We start from the raw sequence: 17037 nt of genomic DNA, 5'->3' as shown, positions 1-17037 counted from the left end.
CGATTCGATGGGAGTGTAACATATATATTACATAAAATGAGTCGAAGAGCAGCGCCAAGCATCCTTTTCGTCTCTTGTTCGTGCATCATGCACAATGGAAACCGATACAAACCAGCCTTGATTCCAAATGTATGTAAGGTTAATTGACGCAAACGAATCGCGAATCTTATAGTTGGGATCAGAAAGCCTCTGCCGCGGCCCCGAGCCAGGCAGCCGATCTGAAGGAGGATAAGAGATGAAGAGGGTCATTTCGTTCAAGGCAGCGACGGTCATGTTGATGGCACTTATGCTTGTGACGGCAGGATGCGGGAACAGCTCGAGCTCGAATTCCGGCACGGCGGCAAATGCAGGAACGGCGGAGGGCGGGAGCGCCAAGCCGGCGATCGAGAAGCCTCGGGTCGCCTTTGTCTACATCGGGCCGCCAGGAGACGGAGGCTGGACCTACGAGCATGACAATGGCCGCAAATATATGGAGGAGCAGACCGGCATCAAGGCGGATACCGTCGAGAACGTCCCGGAGAGCGCGGACGCCGAGCGGATCATCACCGAGCTGGCGCAGGACCATGACCTCATCTTCACGACCAGCTTCGGTTATATGGACTACACGCTGAACGTGGCCAAGAAGTTCCCGAACGTGATTTTCGAGCATGCGGCGGGCTATAAAACGGCGGACAACATGGGCACCTACTTCGGACGCAACTATGAAGCCAGCTACCTGTCCGGAATCGCGGCCGGCAAGATGACGAAAAAGAACCTCATCGGCTACGTCGGGGCGTTCCCGATTCCGGAGGTCATCTACAACCTGAACGCCTTTGCCCTCGGAGCGCAAAGCGTCAACCCCGACGCCAAGGTAAGCGTCATCTGGTCCAACACCTGGTACGATCCGACAGCGGAGCGGCAGGCGGCGGTCAGCCTGCTGGACAAAGGCGCGGACGTGCTGCTCGCCTACCAGGATTCCCCGGCTACGATCCAGGCGGCGGCCGAGCGGGGCGCGTTCGCAGGAGGCAACGATTCCGACATGAGCCGGTTTGCGCCGGACAGCTACTTGACCAACCCGACCTGGAACTGGGGGCCGTATTATACGAAGGTCGTCAAGTCCGTCATGGACGGAACGTGGAAGAGCGATTCATACATGGGCGATATCAAGGACGGCATGGTCGGCCTCGCTCCTCTGGGAGCGAAGATTCCGGATGATGTGAAGAAAATGGTCGAGGATGCCAAGGGCAAGCTGCTGGACGGGACACTGGACGTATTCGCAGGCCCGCTCGCCGATCAGTCCGGAGCGGCCAAGGTCGAGCAAGGCAAGTCGCTCAGCCTCGACGAGATTCTCGCCATGGATTGGCTCGTCAAAGGCGTCGACGGAACGATTCCGAAGTAAGGGCAACCGATCATCCGAACCGGAGCAGGCGTGTTCAGATCCCTTGTCCCCAAGGGGTCTGAGCCGTTTTTGCACCCGCGCTTCATACTGAAGGAGGACTGCGAGATGAATGCCATTCCAGCCGTCGATATGCGGGGAATCGTGAAGAGGTTCGGCTCCGTGACCGCCAACGACCATGTGGACTTCCAGGCGGCCAAAGGGGAAATCCATGCGCTGCTCGGGGAGAACGGCGCCGGCAAGAGCACGATGATGTGCATGCTCTCCGGAGTGTACCGCGCTACCGAGGGAGAGATCTGCCTGAGCGGCAAGCCTGCTCGGATCCGCTCGCCCAAGGAAGCCTCCCAGCTCGGGATCGGCATGGTGTTCCAGAACTTCCGCCTCGTGCAGACGCTGACGGCTGCGGAGAACATGGTGCTGGGAGAGAAGGGCCCGCTCTGGAGAGGGCGAGGCTGGCTGAAGCGGAAATCAAGGGAAATCGAGGAGCTTGCCGCTCATTTCGGACTCGGTTTCCCGGTGGACCGGCCGATCTGGCAGCTGTCCGTCGGCGAGCAGCAGCGGGTCGAAATCGTCAAGACGCTGTATCGCGGCGCCGACATCATCATCCTCGACGAGCCGACTTCCGTGCTGACGCCGGGCGAGGCGGAGCAGCTGTTCGCGACGCTGCGGCAGATGCGGGCCGAGGGCAAGACGATCATCATCACGACGCACAAGATGAAGGAGGTCATGAGCGTCGCCGACCGCATCTCGGTCATGCGCAAGGGCAGGATGATCGCCTCGCTCGACAAGGAGGACACGGACGAGCGGGAGCTCGCCCGACTGATGGTCGGCAAGGAGGTCGTGCTGGAGCGCAAGGAACGCGGGGAGGCGGGAACGGAGCCTCTGCTCGCCATCCGCAGGCTCAAGGCGGCCGGACACGGCGGGCGCCAGGCGCTCGACGGACTGGATCTGACGGTGAACCGGGGCGAGATCGTAGGCATTGCCGGCGTTGCGGGCAACGGACAGAAGGAATTGGCCGAGGTGCTCAACGGACTTCAGGAGTGGAAGTCGGGCGAGATCGAGTTCGACGGCAAGAAATGGCGGAACGCCTCGGTGCGGGACACGATTGACGCCGGCATTTCCCATATTCCGGAGAACCGGATGAAGAGCGGCCTTGCGGGCAGCCTGGCGCTGACGGACAACCTGATCGCCAAATCGTACCGGAACGGCGAGCGCTCCTCCCGTCTCGGACTGCTGCGCGGGCGGGCCAACAAAAGCTGGGCGGCGGAGCAGGTGGAGCGCTTCGACGTCCGCACGCCGGACATCGACACCCCCGTCCGGATGCTGTCGGGAGGCAATCAGCAGAAGCTGCTGTTCGCCCGCGAGATATCGAGGGAGCCGAAGCTGCTCGTCGCCGTCCACCCGACGCAGGGACTGGATGTCGGCGCGACGGACAGCGTGCATCGGATGCTCATGGACTTGCGGGAGACGGGAGGCGGCGTGCTGCTGATCTCGGAGGATCTGGATGAGATCCTGCAGCTGTCCGATCGGATTCTCGTCCTCTTCGGCGGCCGGATCATCGGAGAGCTGAAGCATGATGAAGCGGACCGTGCGGTCATCGGCATGCTCATGACAGGCATGGGAGAAGCGGCTGCAGCCGCCGAAGCCGGGCAGGAAGGCAGTCCGGACGGCGACAAGAAGGAGGCGTTGGCATGAGCAGGCTGAAATTCATCGCTGTCGGCGCTTCGGCCGCCGGGGCGGCCATGGCGCAGAGGCACGCTGCGAAGCCGGAGGAACCGGGCAGCGCTTCGGCCGGCGGATCGGATTTGGCGCAGAGGAGGCAAGTGATGCCGGAGGAATCGGGCTCCGCTGCGGCTGCCGGAGCGGCAGCGGAGCGGCGTCGGCAGGAGCAGCCCCCGGCAAGGGGGGCGCAGATGCTGGCTTCCGCCGGGGGAGACATCGTCTATATCCTGGCAGCTCCGATAAAGGCGGCATCGGCGAGCGGATCGGCACAATACGCCGAAGCCCCGCCAGGAAGTCCGAGCGCCTCGGGGGCGCCCGGGACGGATAAGCCGCGCTTTCCGTTCCGGCTGGAGATCGATCCGGCGGGCAAGGGCTCGCCCTGGTGGACGCCGGTCGTCTCCATCCTCATGGGCTTGCTCATTTGCGCCGTCTTCATCGGGGCGAACGGCATGAACCCCGTTACCGTATACGCCAAAATGTTCCGTGGAGCCTTCGGCACCGAATTCGGACTTGCCGAAACGCTCGTCAAAGCGATTCCGCTGCTGCTGTGCGGACTAGGCGTCTCGATCGCCTATCGGATCTCCGTGTGGAACATCGGCGCGGAGGGGCAGTTCCTCGCAGGCGCCATGGGCGCAACCGCGGTTACGATCTACATGCCGGACTTGCCGCTCTGGCTGTCGATTCCGTGCATGCTGGCCGCGGGCATCGCCGCCGGAGCGTTCTGGGGGCTGCTGACCGCCATTCCGCGGACGTATTTCCAGGTCAACGAGCTCATCACTTCGCTCATGCTGAACTATATCGCCCTGCTCGGCCTGAATTACGTCGTCTTCGGTCCGTGGAAGGATCCCAAGGGCTTCAACTTCCCCGGCACGCCGATGTTCGGCGACAACCAGTCGCTGCCGGTGCTGGGCGATTCCCGCCTTCATCTCGGGCTGCTGTTCGCCGTCGGCGCCGTCATCCTGTACGCGGTCATGATCCGCTACACCCGCTGGGGCTACGAGCTCAGGCTGATCGGAGCCAATCCCGACGCGGCGCGGGGAGCGGGCATCAGCATCCGCCGCCATATCCTGATCGTCATGGGCATCAGCGGCGGCCTCGCCGGCATCGCCGGCATGGCGGAGGTGTCGGGAGTCGCCCACCGGCTCATGTACGGCATCTCGCCCGGCTACGGCTATACCGCCATCATCGTCGCCTGGCTCGCCAAGCTTCATCCGGCGGGACTGCTCGTCACCTCGTTCTTTTTCGGCGGCCTCATCGTAGGAGGCTACAGCGTGCAGACGATCGGCATGCCCTCCTCCATCTCTTCCATGATTCAAGGAGCGATCCTGTTCTGTCTCATCGCAGGCGACATGGCGGCCAAGTTCCGAATCCGCCGCACCGCCTGACACCGCGCCGGGAGGCTATCGACCTATGGATTTTCTCATCATGCTGCTTGCAGCCGCCATCGCTTCCGGCACACCGCTGTTGATCGCGACTCTGGGCGGAATTCTGAACGAACGCGCCGGCATCATCCAGCTCGGCACTGAGGGCATCATGCTGATGGGCGCCGTAACCGCCTGCATGCTCTACTTGCGGACGGGGAGCCTTGGCCTGGCGCTGCTGGCGGCAGCCGGCGTCTCGGCGGCGCTTGGCCTGATCCATGCCTTCATGACGGTGTCGCTGCGGGCCAACCATATCGTCACGGGCCTCGCAATGACGCTGTTCGGCACCGGCCTCAGCGCTTACCTCGGCAAGCCGGTCAGCGGCCAGCCGATGCCGGCTCCGGTGCCGAAGGTGAATCTGGCTTTCCTGGACGGCGTGCCGGTGCTAGGCGACTTGTTCGCGCATCTGGATGTGTTCACCTGGGCAAGCTTCGCGCTTGCCGTCCTCTTGCATCTGCTCATCCACCGAACCTCCTGGGGACTGCATTTGCGGGCGATGGGCGACAATCCGGCGACTGCGGACGTCATGGGCATCCGCGTCCAGCTGTCCCGCTACCTGTACGTCACGGCGGGAGCCGTCCTGATCGGGCTGGCCGGAGCGGATCTGCTGCTCGTCTATTCGCCGGTCTGGAACGAAGGCATGACGGCAGGCAGAGGCTGGATCGCCGTGGCGCTCATCATCTTCGCCCGCTGGAATCCGCTGCGCGCCTTGCTGTGCGCCTACTTCTTCGGGGCGCTGGACTCGCTCGGCTTCCGCATCCAGCTGGAGGGCACCGCAATTCCGTCGTATTTCCTGAAAATGATTCCGTACGTCGTCACGATTCTCGTGCTCATGTATCTAGGCTGGCGCAACCGCGGCAAGCCGTCCGGCTCGCCCGAAGCGCTGGGCAGCCCGTACATTCGGGAGCAGCGCCTGTAAGGATATCCAGGACTGAGGGGCCGGGGGTTCGGCCGCGAAAGGCATGCATGGGGCACGGCGTTCATTCCGTGCCGGAAGGAGGAAAAGACATGGCGGTTCAATCCATGCCCGGCATGCAGCCGGCGCTTCTGAAGCCGAAGTCGCTGCAGGAAGCCTGGCTGCTCCGGGCCGGCCGGGGAGCGGCGTCCGTGCCGGTGTCCGGAGGCTCCCTGCTGCGGACGCAGTGGGAAAACGGAGCGCCGCTCCCGCCGTATTTGCTGGACTTGAGAGGAATACCCGGGCTTGCGGACATCGCGGCCGATTCCGAAGGAATCCTTGTCGGCTCGCAGGCTACGCTTGCGGCCGTAAAGCGTTCTGTGCCCATCCGCGAGCGCTGGCCGCTGCTGCATGAGGCTGTCGGCACGATCGGGGGCCCGGGCATCCGCAGCCTCGGCACGCTGGGCGGCAATGCCGCCTCGGCGATCGGGGACTCGCTTCCGGCGCTGCTGGCGCTGGAAGCCGGACTCCTCTGGTATGACGGAGCCGGGCTGGCCGATCAGCCGCTGGATGAATGGCTCGATGAGCGCCGCTCCTCGGCGGAGCCGGAACGGCGGCTGCTGGCCGGAATCCGGCTTCGGCAGAGCCGGGCGGAGCCGCAGGCTGCGGGCGTCTGGCATTGCTGGCGCAAGGTCGGGCGCCGCGAGTCGTTCACTCCGTCGCTCGTCAGCTTCGCCGCGACGGGAACGATGCAACCGGAGCAGGGCGGACAGCCCGCGCTGCGGCTTGCCGCCGGCGGCGGCTCCTGCATCCCGCAGCGGCTTCGCCTTGCGGAGCGGGCCGCTCTCGGCGCCATTGCCGGCGGCGCTGGCGCGGCCGAAGCCGCCGCTGCCGCGCATGCTGCGGCGCTGGCCGAGTTCCTGCCTGCCGGCGACGTCTTCGCGGATGCCGATTACCGGCGGCGGACGGCGGCCAATCTTGCTGCGGCAGCCGTGTGGGAGGCCTGGAGCGGAAGCTGACTTCCGGCTTCAGCCGTAGGTGTGAACGGCGGACGAAGCTGCCGCCCGTACGGAGAGCCTGCAGCCGCAACTGCTGGAGAAGGGATACGGAGAAGAACGGATGTGCTCTGGAGAAGCGGCAGCGTTCGCCTTTGAAGACGGATTTCCCCTTATCAGGGGTGGAAAATCATGAAATCCGTCTTCAACAGCGATCGGAGGAGCCATCCGTTTTCAGAGTTCCAGCTCCGCTCGACAGTCTAGCCATCCGTTTTCGGAGTTCCAGCTCCCGCTCCATAGTCTAGCCATTCGTTTTAAGAAGGAGAGGGACGCGATGATTCTTGACCGTGAGTCCAGCGGAGAGCGCTGGCGGACCCGGCCGGACGGTCCGGACAAGGTGAACGGAAGGCTGACGTATTTGACCGACATGCAGCTTCCGGACGCGCTGTGCGGACGCGTTCTTCGAAGCGCCCATCCCCATGCGGCGATCAAGTCGATCTTCATCGGCAAGGCGCTGGCATTGCCCGGCGTGCATGCGGTGCTTACCCATAAGGACGTGCCGGGCCTGAACCGGTTCGGCATCGCTTTTCCCCATCAGCCCGTGTTCTGCGAGGACCGGGTCCGGTATATCGGGGACGCATTGGCGGCAGTCGCCGCGGACAGCGACGAGCTGGCGGAAGCCGCGCTCGCCCTCATAGAGGTCGACTACGAGCCGCTGCCGGTGCTGAGCGATCCTGCGCAGTCTCTCGAGGAGGACGCCCCGCGCCTGCATGAGGACGGCAATCTGCTGCATCGGACGGAATACAGGACGGGCGATGCGGAGGCGGCTTTTGCCGGATGCCATCATATCGTCGAGAATGTCTATTCCACTCCCCGCCAGATGCATACCTACATGGAAACCGAGGGCGGCCTCTTCATTCCGGAGAAGGATGGCAGGCTGACCGTGTATTCGGCGACTCAGCACGGCCTTATGGACCGGATGCAGCTGGCTCGCATCCTGAATTGGGAGGAGGAGCGGATCCGCGTCGTATCCAGCCCGATCGGCGGCTCCTTCGGAGGCAAGGACGAGCTGAACGTCCAGCCGTACGGCTGCCTGCTCGCGCTGGCGACAGGCCGGCCCGTGCGCCTGCACAATTCCCGCATGGAGTCCGTCCGGGCCGGGCTGAAGCGCCATCCGATGATCATCTCCATGAAGACGGGCATCGGAAAGGACGGCAGGCTGCTGGCCCACCGGGCCCGCATTTTATCCGATACGGGGGCTTACGCCACGCTGGGGGCCGAGGTGCTCAATTTCTCAACCGAGCATGTGATCGGACCTTATCTTCATCCGAACCTCGATGTGGAGGGCTCGGCGGTTTATACGAACAACGGCGTATCCGGGGAATTCCGCGGCTTTGGCGGCAATCAGGCGATCTTCGCCCTGGAGGGGCAGATGGATGAGCTGGCGGAGCTGCATGGAATGGATCCATGGGAGTTCAGGCGCCTCAACATGCGCCGCACGGGGGATCCCGGACCGCTCGGGCAGCCGATCGCGCAGACGGAGGGAGCGCGGCAGGTGTGGGAAGCGTTGGAGCGCAGCCCGCTTTGGAGGCAGCGCCGGCAGACGCTGGAGCGGAAAGATTCAAGCCCACGCAAAAAGCCGTGGATCCGGACCGGCATCGGAGCCGCGATCACGATGCATGGAGCCGGTCTCGGCTACGGCATTCCCGATCCGGCGGGAGGCATTCTGCAGCTTGCTGAGGATGGCGTGATCGAGGCGGTTTTCGGCTACGAGGAATTCGGCCAAGGACTGATCGCCACGCTGCAGGGGATGCTGATCGAGCAGTTCGGGTTCGGGGCCGCAGACGTGCGCATCGTCATCGGAGACACCGACAAGGTTCCGAACAGCGGCTCCAGCACGGCCTCACGCGCGACGAGCATGATGTGGATGGCGCTGCGCAGGCTTCATCCGGAGCTGACGCGGCGCCTCAAGGAAGAGGCATCCGACGCTTCGGGCCTTCGGTCCGAGGAGCTGGAGACCGGCGAGGGAGGAGTCTGCGATCGGCAGGGCGGGCTGGTCCTCTCTTACCGGGAGCTGTCGCAGCGCCTCCGAGCTTCGGGCCGGACGCTGCGCTGCGAGACGACGTTCCATTATCCCGTCACGACGAAAAAGCATGTCGGAGCCCACTTCCTCTACACGTACGCCGCAGTGGCGGCGCGGGTGGAGGTGGACCTGCTGACCGGCCGGGTCAAGGTGACCGACCAGTACCATGCCGTAGCCGCCGGTCCCGTCGCCAATCCGCAAGGCTATCTCGGGCAGATCGAAGGAGGAGCCTCCATGGCGCTAGGCTTCGCGCTGAGCGAGGATGCCGTCATGGAAGAGGGGCGTTACCTGACCCGCAATCTCGATACGTATCTCGTGCCGACGGCGGCGGACAGCGGGCGGTTGACGGTGGAGGCCATCGAGGAGCTGCCCGAGGACGACGCCTACGGTCCCCGCGGAGTCGGGGAAATCGGCTCGGTCGCGCTCGCTCCCGCCATCGCGGCTGCGATCCGGCAAGCGACCGGCATCAGAGCGAGGAAGCTTCCGGTGCAGCCGGAGCTGCTCCAGCGGTCTTTCCAGGGAGAGCTGCAAGCGGAAGCGGAAGGAGGCGAAGCGGATGCTCGATAACAACAGCCCGAGATATCCCGAGGGCGAGGCGAAGCTGGAAATCAAAAGGCATTCGGCAGCGGCTTCAATCCAGGATGAACGGACAGCGGAAGAGAGCGGGCCGCAAGTCCTCTCCATGTCGAAGCCCGCGAAGGAGGGAGACAGCGGGGAGCCGACGTTCGAGCTGAAGTTCCGCCTCAACGGCGAAGAGCGGACGATCGGGACATGGCCCGCCCGCCGCATGCTTGCGGTTCTCCGGGAGGAGCTGGGCCTAACGGGAACCAAGCGCTCCTGCGAGATCGGACGATGCGGAGCCTGCATGGTGCTGCTGGACGGAGAGCCGGTCAACAGCTGCCTGCTGTCGGCCTACCAATGCAGCGGCGCGGATCTGGTGACGATCGAGGGGCTGCAGGGAGAGCGGGCCGGCCGGGTCAAGGCGGCTTTTCTTCAAGAAGGAGGCTTTCAATGCGGCTACTGCACGCCGGGAATGGTCATCTCCGTTTCTTCGCTGCTGGAGCATAATCGCTGCCCGAGCCGGTTGGAGACGGAGGAGGCGCTGGCAGGCAATATTTGCCGCTGCACGGGGTACGGAAGCATATTCCGTGCGGTGTGCAGAGCCTCGGAAGGAATGGCGGAGATGCCGCCCGCCGAATAGGCCGAAGCCGGAAGGGCGGACCGGCCCTATAACGATAGAGAAGTCAGGAGATGAAAAGGAATGGAGCCAAGAGACCATCTGCTTTATTTGCAGCGCGCAGTCGAGGTGTCGAAGCGGGCGAGGGCGGCGGGCAACACGCCGTTCGGTGCGATTCTGGTCGATAAGGAGGGCCGTGTGCTGCTGGAGCAAGGCAACATCGAGATTACGGAGAGCAATTGCACCGGCCATGCGGAAACGACGCTGATGGAGCGGGCCTCCGCCGTCTATGACAGGAAGTTCCTGTGGGACTGCGTCATGTACACGACGGTCGAGCCCTGCGCCATGTGCGCGGGATCGATCTATTGGGGCAATCTCGGAACGGTCGTCTACGGCATCAGCGAGAAGCGGCTGCTGGAAATGACCGGCGACGACGAGCAGAATCCGACGCTCGATCTGCCGTGCCGGGAAGTGTTCGCGGCCGGAAGCAAGCCGGTGACGGTCATCGGCCCGTTCGCCGAAATCGAGGCAGCGGTCGTCGCCGTCCACGAGGGATACTGGTCGTGAGCGCGGAATGGACGCTGGAACAGCTGAACGGATTGCCTGCCGCAGCCTTCGTGGAAGCTCTTGGCGGCATCTTCGAGCATTCTCCCTGGGTAGCCGGGGCAGTGGAGCCGCTGCGGCCGTTCGAATCCGCGGAGGAGCTGCATGCGGCCATGGTGAATGCCGCCCGGAGCGCGCCGGAAGGGAAGGTGCTGGCGCTGCTGCGCTGCCATCCCGATCTCGGCGCGAAGCTGGCGATGAGCGATCTGTCCGTATCGGAGCAGAAGGGAGCGGGGCTGGACAGCCTGAGCGCGGAGGAATACGAGCGGTTCAACTCGCTGAACCGGGACTATATGGGCCGCTTCGACTTTCCGTTCATTTTGGCCGTGCGGGGCAAGAGCAAGGACGACATCCTCTCCTCGCTGGCCGAGCGCGCGGGCAGGGAGCGCGGAGAGGAGCTCGACCAGGCGCTGCGGGAAATCGCGCGCATAACCGGCTTCCGGCTCGCTGATCTGATCTCGGAATGACGGCAGTCCGCCGCGAGAGGGGGAGCAGCCGCGACGAAACAAGGGCGATCGAGGAGGAGCTTGAATGGAAGGCAAATTGACGACCCATGTGCTGGACATGGCCCATGGCGGCCCGGCCGCAGGCATGAAGCTGCAGCTTGCGAGGCTGGAGGGCGCCGGCGGCAAAGGCATCATTCGGGAAAACGCCACGAACGTGGACGGAAGGCTGGATCAGCCTCTGCTCGAGGGCGAAGCGTTGACGCCGGGCATTTACGAGCTGCTGTTTTTCGCAGGCGATTACTTCCGGTCCCTGGAGCGGTCGGCGCAAGGTTTGGAAGAAGGGACTGGAGCGGCCGGGGAGCGGTTTCTGGAGCAGATTCCGATCCGCTTCACCGTGACGGCTTCGGGCGGGAACTACCATGTTCCGCTGCTCGTCGCTCCAGGCGGATACAGCAGCTATAGAGGAAGCTGACGCTATACCATCAAACGAAAAGAGGCGGATGGAATGGGAGAACGCGGATTCCAAAAGATCGTGCGCGGCGGCCTTGTCGTGCTGCCCGGCCATGACGAGCCTCAGCAGGCGGACATCGGCATCTGCGGCGGCAGGATCGCGGCAGTCGGAACCGGGCTGGAGCCGGCCGGAGCGGAAATCATCGACGCCGGGGGCTTGCTGGTCATGCCCGGCGGCATCGACGTCCATGTCCATTTCAACGAGCCGAACATGGGCCACTGGGAAGGGTTTCCGACCGGCTCCGCCGCGCTGACCGCCGGCGGCTTCACCGCGTATGCCGACATGCCGCTGAACGGCTTGCCCGCGACGGTGGACACCGCGGCTCTGGCGCTGAAGGCGGAGGCGGCCGCGGGCAGGTCGGCGGTCGATTACGCCTTCTGGGGAGGGCTTGTGCCCGGCAAGCTGCAGGAGCTCGAGCCGATGGCCGAGGCGGGCGTCGTCGGCTTCAAGGCGTTCGTCTCCAAGCCGGGCGGCGAAGGGGAGGGCCGCTTCGTCGAAGCCGACGACTGGACCTTGTATGAAGGGATGCGCCGGATCGCCTCCTTCGGCGGGGTGCTGGCGCTTCATGCGGAGAACGACAGCATGACGACGGCTCTTGGAGATGCCATGCGGCGCGCAGGACGTACGGGCGCGCTCGATTTTGCGGCGTCGCGGCCGCCGATCGCGGAGCTCGAGGCGGTCAACCGGGCGCTCTTCTACGCCGGCAGGACCGGATGCCGCCTCCATTTCGTGCACATCAGCCATCCCGATTCCGTCGAGCTGATCCACAGCGCCAAGTCGAGCGGGATGGACGTCACGGTGGAGACTTGTCCGCACTATCTGATGCTGACCGTGGAGGATATGGCGAGGCTTGGAGCTGTCGCCAAATGCGCTCCCCCGCTGCGCGGAGCCGAGAGCAGGGACCGTCTGTGGGAGCAGCTTGCCGCGGGCAAGATCGATCTCGTCGCCTCGGATCATTCCCCCTCCCCCTTCGAGCTGAAGGAAGCTCCGGGGCTGAGCTTCTTCGACGGCTGGGGAGGCATCTCCGGCGCCCAGAGCACGATGGAGCTGCTGCTCCATGAAGGCGTGGGGAAAAGGAGGCTGCCTGCCGGACTGGTGGCGAGGGTGCTGTCGCAGGCGCCGGCAGCGCGCTTCGGCTTCGCGGCCAAGGGCGGCATCGTTCCCGGACTCGACGCCGATCTTGCGCTGGTGGACATGGAGCATCGCTATACGCTCGAAAAGAGGCATCTGCAGTACCTGCATCCCCACAGCCCGTACGAGGGCGTGGAATTCGGCTGCAGAGTGGCCGGGACGCTGCTGCGGGGCGAGCTCGCCTATTCCCTGGAAAGCGGCGTCCTGCCGGGAGGCGGGATGAGAGTGCGCGCCGGCCTCGGCAGCTATGCCGGCAAGGCTTGATGGATGGGAAAGGAGGCCGGCTCATGGCCAGGCATAGAGAGGCTGCCGCCGCGGATGGGGCTGCAGCCTGCATGATGGATATTCTGGAGGAGCTGGCCCGGTTCGGAGCTGAAGAGGCCGAGGCGGAACCGCCCAGGATGGAAATGATGGCGGCCGGCGCGGAAGCTCACGCTCCAACGGCTGCTGCGGAGGCTGATTCCGGCGATAGGCCCAGCAACGCGGAAGCCCGGGGAGAGCAGCCGAGCCTAACGGGAGTTCAGCTCGGCGATTCGAGAATAAGGTCCAGCAACGCGGAAGCCCAGCCCGGCGTGACGAGGCTGCTCTACGATGGAGCTTGGCTGGAGGCCCAGCGCCATCTGGAGGCGCGGTTATCCGGCCTCGGCCTGGAGACGCGCTGGGACCGGACCGGCAGCCTGTACGGGCGGCTGCCCGGAAGGGATGGCGGCCGGACGATCCTGACCGGCTCCCATGTGGACACGGTCCGCCGGGGCGGCCGTTACGACGGCGCTTACGGCGTCGCCGCAGGCATCGCCGCGCTGGATGCGCTCAACCGGCTCTACGGACCGCCGCGCCGGACGCTGGAGGTCGTCTCTCTGTGCGAGGAGGAAGGCAGCCGGTTTCCGTTGTCGTACTGGGGATCCGGCAATCTGACCGGACGGTACGCTCCCGCCGATGCGGGCGGATACCGCGACGCGGATGGCGTGACGCTGGAGGAGGCGATGCTTGGCGCCGGCTTCGGCCGGGTGAGCCAGCCGGATCCGCGGCGTCATGACCTGGACGCCTTTGTCGAGCTTCATATCGAGCAAGGCATCGTGCTGGAGCGGACCGGCGGCGATGTCGGCGTCGTGGAGGCGATCGTCGGCCAGCGGCGCTACGCGATGACGCTGGCCGGCGAGGCGAATCACGCCGGGACGACGCCGATGGGGCTGCGGCGCGACGCGCTGGCGGGAGCGGCGGAAATGCTGCTCGCCGCCGAGAAGGCGGCGCGGGCGCATGGCGACCCGCTCGTCGCGACCTGCGGGCGCATAGAGGTGCAGCCCGGTACGGTCAACGTCGTGCCGGGCGAGGCGGTCTTCACGCTGGATGTGCGGCATGACGATGCGGCCGGACTGGACGCCTTTTGCAGCGGGCTGCTCCGCACCTTCGGCGCTATTGCGGACCGCCGCGGCTTGAAGCTGGAATCGACGCTGTGGATGGATGCGGCTCCGGCTCGCATGCATCCCGGCCTTGCGGCCATGCTGGAAGCTTCGGCTGCCGGCCTCGGCCTCGGCAGCCGCCGGATGGCGAGCGGAGCCGGGCATGACGCACAGCTGCTGCAGGGCATCTGTCCGGCCGCGATGCTGTTCGTGCCGAGCCGCGGCGGCATCAGCCATTCCCCGCTGGAATATACGGAGCCCGAGGCGCTGAAGCGGGGGATGGCCGTGTTGATGGACGTATTATACGAGCTTGCTTATGAGGAGAGATTGCCATGAAACGATATGCCGACCTTTCCCCGTCTCCGAGAATCATCATGACGCCTGGACCGGTGGAGGTCGATCCCCGCGTGCTGCGGGCGATGAGCCACGGCATCCTCGGCCAGTTCGATCCGGAGTTCACGGGCCTCATGAACGAGACGATGGAGATGCTGCGGGAGCTGTTCCGCACGACGAACCGCTGGGCTTATCCGGTGGACGGCACGTCCAGATCCGGCATCGAGGCGGTGCTGGCCGCGCTGATTGAGCCGGGAGACCGGGTGCTCGTCCCGATTTTCGGACGGTTCGGCTATTTGCTGCAGGAAATCGCCCAGAGGCTCGGGGCGGAGGTCTATACGATAGAGAAAGAATGGGGCACTGTCTTTGAATCCGATGAAGTGATCGCAGCCATCGAGGAATGCAGGCCGCAGGTCGTGCTGATCGTGCACGGAGAAACGTCGACGGGCCGCGTGCAGCCGCTTGCCGAGATCGGCCGCGCCTGCCGGGAACGGGACATTCTGATCGCCGTGGACGCCGTCGCCACGCTCGGCGGCGTGCCGGTCGAGACCGATGCCTGGTGCCTCGATGCCGTCGTCGGAGGGACGCAGAAATGCCTCTCCGTGCCGTCGGGCTTGGCGCCGGTCACCTATAACGACCGCGCCGAGCGCAAGCTGCTCGCGCGCAAGAGGGTGGAGCGCGGCCTGCAAGCGCCGGCTTCCTGCGCGCCATCCTCGTCAGCGGCATCTGCGCCATCCGCGTCCGCGGCGTCCGCACCAAGCGCAAGCTACGCCACGGCAAGGCGCGCCTTGCCGCTGCCGCCTGCCGAAGCGGAGGGAGGGCGGAGCGTCATCCCCAGCAACTACCTCGATCTCAGCCAGCTGCAGGATTACTGGAGTCCGGCGCGGCTCAACCACCATACCGAGATGACCTCCATGCTGTACGCGCTCCGGGAAGGCTTGCGCCTCGTGCTGGAGGAAGGGCTGGAAGCCCGCTTCGCCCGCCACCGCCTCCATGAAGGAGCGCTCATGGCAGGCCTTGGCGCCATGGGCCACCGCTTCTACGGAGATCCGGCCTGCAAGCTGGCGGTCGTCGCCTGCATCGAGATACCGGACGGCATCGACGGCGAATCGGTGCGGTCCATGCTGCTGGAGCAGTTCGGCATCGAGATCGCGAGCTCCTTCGGTCCGCTCAAGGGCAGGATCTGGCGGATCGGCACGATGGGCTACAGCAGCAGCAAGCGCAACGTTCTGCTGCTGCTCGGCGCGCTGGAGGCGGCGCTGCTGCGCCACGGGGCGGACCTGCCTGCAGGAGCGGCCGTGCAGGCGGCGCTGCGGGCTTACGAGGAGGCGGCGTCATGAAGCCGGTCATGCCGATGGGCTACCAGGGCATGGTGGCGGCTCCGCATTACATCGCGAGCGAGATCGGACGCGACATGATCCGGCGCGGAGGCAGCGCCGCCGATGCGGCGGTAGCGATCAGCGCGTCGCTTGGAGTCGTGTATCCCCATATGACCGGTGTCGGGGGAGACAGTTTTTTCATGCTCCACGATGCGGCGAGCGGCGGGCTGATGGGATACAACGGCAGCGGCCGCGCCGGCAGCGGGCTGCATCCCGGCGTTTATCTCGATGCCGGGGAGAGCGCCATTCCCCCGCGAGGGGTGCGCAGCTCCATCACGGTGCCGGGCATGGTCGACGCCTGGTGGGAGGTATGGCGGCGCAGCGGACGCCTTCCGTGGGAAGAGCTGCTGGAGCCCGCCGTCCAGTATGCAGAGAAGGGCTTCCCGGTCTCTCCGAACCTGCATCGCTGGATGCTGGTCAACAGGAAGGAGCTTGCGGCCTGCGCTCCGCTCGCGGAGATCTACCTCCCTCATGGCATTCTGCTCGGCATCGGCGACCGGCTGATCCAGACGGAGCTTGCCCGCACGCTGCGGGAGCTGCAGGCCGGCGGCCGGGACGCCTTTTATTCCGGCTCCGTCATGCAGAGGATCGCGGAGGGCATGCGGCGCGACGGCGGCCTGCTGACGGAAGGGGACTTCGCCTCCCACCGAGGCGAATGGGTGAAGCCGATCTCCGTCAGCTACCGGGGTTATGACGTTCATCAGATGCCGCCGAACTCGCAGGGGTTCTCGGCGCTCATGATGCTCAACGTGCTGGAGAATACAGATCTGTCGGCCGTGCCGAGGGAATCCGCAGAGTTCTACCATCTGATGGCCGAGACGGTCAAAAAGACGTTCCGCGACCGCGACCGCTATTTGACGGATCCCGACTTCGCGCATATCCCGCTGGAGCGGCTGCTGTCCAAATCCTACGCCAGGCATTTGTATGAGGAAATCGACCGGAGCTTCCCCGCTCCGGCTCCCCATCTGTCTCCGGCGATGGGCCAGGACACCGCGTATGCGGCAGTCGTGGACGGGGAAGGAAACGCGGTATCTTTTATCCAAAGCTTGTATTATGATTTTGGGGCGGCCTACATGCCCGAGGAGACCGGCGTACTCATGCAGAACCGGGGTTCGTTCTTCTCGCTCGATCCGGCGCGTCCCAATGTGCTCGCGCCCGGCAAGCGCTCGTTCCATACGCTGATGCCGGCCATGATCACGCGGGACGGCAAGCCGTACGCCCTCGTCGGAACGCAGGGCGGCGAAGGCCAGCCGCAGACGCAGCTGTCGGTCATCACCGGCCTGCTCGACTACGGCTGCAGCATCCAGGAAGCGCTCGCGCTGCCGCGCTGGATCTACGGCCGGACCTGGGGCTCGGGCAGCGACTCGCTCAAGCTGGAGAACCGCGGCCTGGAGCAGACCGCCCGGACGCTGGAGCAGTGGGGCCACGCGGTCGAGCTCGTCGGAGCCTGGGACGGCGTCACCGGCCAGTCGCAGGGCATCGTCATCAGCGGCGAGGGGCTGCTGACCGGCGCGGCCGATCCAAGAGGGGACGGCCTGGCCATCGGCTGGTAGGCCGGTCGGGTTC

Annotated in this window: 14 protein-coding genes; all 14 read left to right on the top strand. The window is 65.2% G+C overall.

Annotation, left to right across the window (positions count from 1 at the left end):
* The first annotated feature begins 235 nt into the window (after positions 1 to 235).
* The 14 genes from CIC07_RS20390 to ggt all read left to right on the top strand — a co-directional run bounded on the left by CIC07_RS20390 (position 236) and on the right by ggt (position 17024).
* Complete coding sequence (locus CIC07_RS20390; RefSeq protein WP_076353431.1) at positions 236 to 1378, top strand: BMP family ABC transporter substrate-binding protein; 1143 nt, start codon at positions 236 to 238, stop codon at positions 1376 to 1378.
* Between the two features lie 105 nt (positions 1379 to 1483).
* Complete coding sequence (locus tag CIC07_RS20385) at positions 1484 to 3070, top strand: ABC transporter ATP-binding protein (protein ID WP_076353433.1); 1587 nt, start codon at positions 1484 to 1486, stop codon at positions 3068 to 3070.
* Positions 3067 to 4482, top strand: coding sequence for an ABC transporter permease (locus CIC07_RS20380; protein WP_234992850.1), 1416 nt, complete (start codon positions 3067 to 3069; stop codon positions 4480 to 4482). Before CIC07_RS20385 ends, CIC07_RS20380 begins: the two co-directional genes overlap by 4 nt.
* A gap of 25 nt (positions 4483 to 4507) precedes the next feature.
* Positions 4508 to 5437 carry an ABC transporter permease gene (locus CIC07_RS20375; RefSeq protein WP_076353435.1) on the top strand — a complete coding sequence of 310 codons (930 nt, stop codon included), beginning with the start codon at positions 4508 to 4510 and terminating at the stop codon, positions 5435 to 5437.
* Positions 5438 to 5526: 89 nt separating this feature from the next.
* Positions 5527 to 6432 (top strand): FAD binding domain-containing protein, encoded by a 906-nt coding sequence (locus tag CIC07_RS20370; RefSeq protein ID WP_076353437.1) that lies wholly within the window; start codon positions 5527 to 5529, stop codon positions 6430 to 6432.
* Between the two features lie 310 nt (positions 6433 to 6742).
* Entirely contained in the window at positions 6743 to 9058 is a 2316-nt protein-coding gene (gene pucD / locus CIC07_RS20365) for a xanthine dehydrogenase subunit D (RefSeq protein ID WP_076353439.1), read from the top strand.
* Positions 9048 to 9692, top strand: coding sequence for a (2Fe-2S)-binding protein (locus CIC07_RS20360; RefSeq protein ID WP_442953330.1), 645 nt, complete (start codon positions 9048 to 9050; stop codon positions 9690 to 9692). Before pucD ends, CIC07_RS20360 begins: the two co-directional genes overlap by 11 nt.
* 60 nt (positions 9693 to 9752) lie before the next feature.
* A complete protein-coding gene (locus tag CIC07_RS20355) occupies positions 9753 to 10235 on the top strand; it encodes a nucleoside deaminase (protein ID WP_076353441.1) in 483 nt (160 codons plus the stop codon).
* Positions 10232 to 10738 (top strand): 2-oxo-4-hydroxy-4-carboxy-5-ureidoimidazoline decarboxylase, encoded by a 507-nt coding sequence (gene uraD / locus CIC07_RS20350; protein ID WP_234992851.1) that lies wholly within the window; start codon positions 10232 to 10234, stop codon positions 10736 to 10738. Before CIC07_RS20355 ends, uraD begins: the two co-directional genes overlap by 4 nt.
* A 64-nt stretch (positions 10739 to 10802) precedes the next feature.
* Entirely contained in the window at positions 10803 to 11189 is a 387-nt protein-coding gene (gene uraH, locus CIC07_RS20345) for a hydroxyisourate hydrolase (RefSeq protein WP_076353443.1), read from the top strand.
* Positions 11190 to 11222: 33 nt separating this feature from the next.
* On the top strand, positions 11223 to 12623 hold the full coding sequence (gene allB, locus CIC07_RS20340; RefSeq protein ID WP_076353445.1) for an allantoinase AllB: 1401 nt from the start codon (positions 11223 to 11225) through the stop codon (positions 12621 to 12623).
* Between the two features lie 23 nt (positions 12624 to 12646).
* Complete coding sequence (locus CIC07_RS20335) at positions 12647 to 14095, top strand: Zn-dependent hydrolase (protein WP_157741951.1); 1449 nt, start codon at positions 12647 to 12649, stop codon at positions 14093 to 14095.
* Positions 14092 to 15432 (top strand): pyridoxal-phosphate-dependent aminotransferase family protein, encoded by a 1341-nt coding sequence (locus tag CIC07_RS20330; RefSeq protein ID WP_076353447.1) that lies wholly within the window; start codon positions 14092 to 14094, stop codon positions 15430 to 15432. Before CIC07_RS20335 ends, CIC07_RS20330 begins: the two co-directional genes overlap by 4 nt.
* Complete coding sequence (ggt, locus tag CIC07_RS20325) at positions 15429 to 17024, top strand: gamma-glutamyltransferase (RefSeq protein ID WP_076353448.1); 1596 nt, start codon at positions 15429 to 15431, stop codon at positions 17022 to 17024. The genes CIC07_RS20330 and ggt overlap by 4 nt, the downstream gene beginning before the upstream one ends.
* Positions 17025 to 17037: the final 13 nt, after the last annotated feature.

The sequence above is a fragment of the Paenibacillus sp. RUD330 genome (assembly GCF_002243345.2).
Classification (GTDB): Bacteria; Bacillota; Bacilli; order Paenibacillales; family Paenibacillaceae; genus Paenibacillus_O.
Note: the sequence above shows the minus strand (reverse complement) of the source record. Positions and strands in the feature narration are given on the sequence as shown.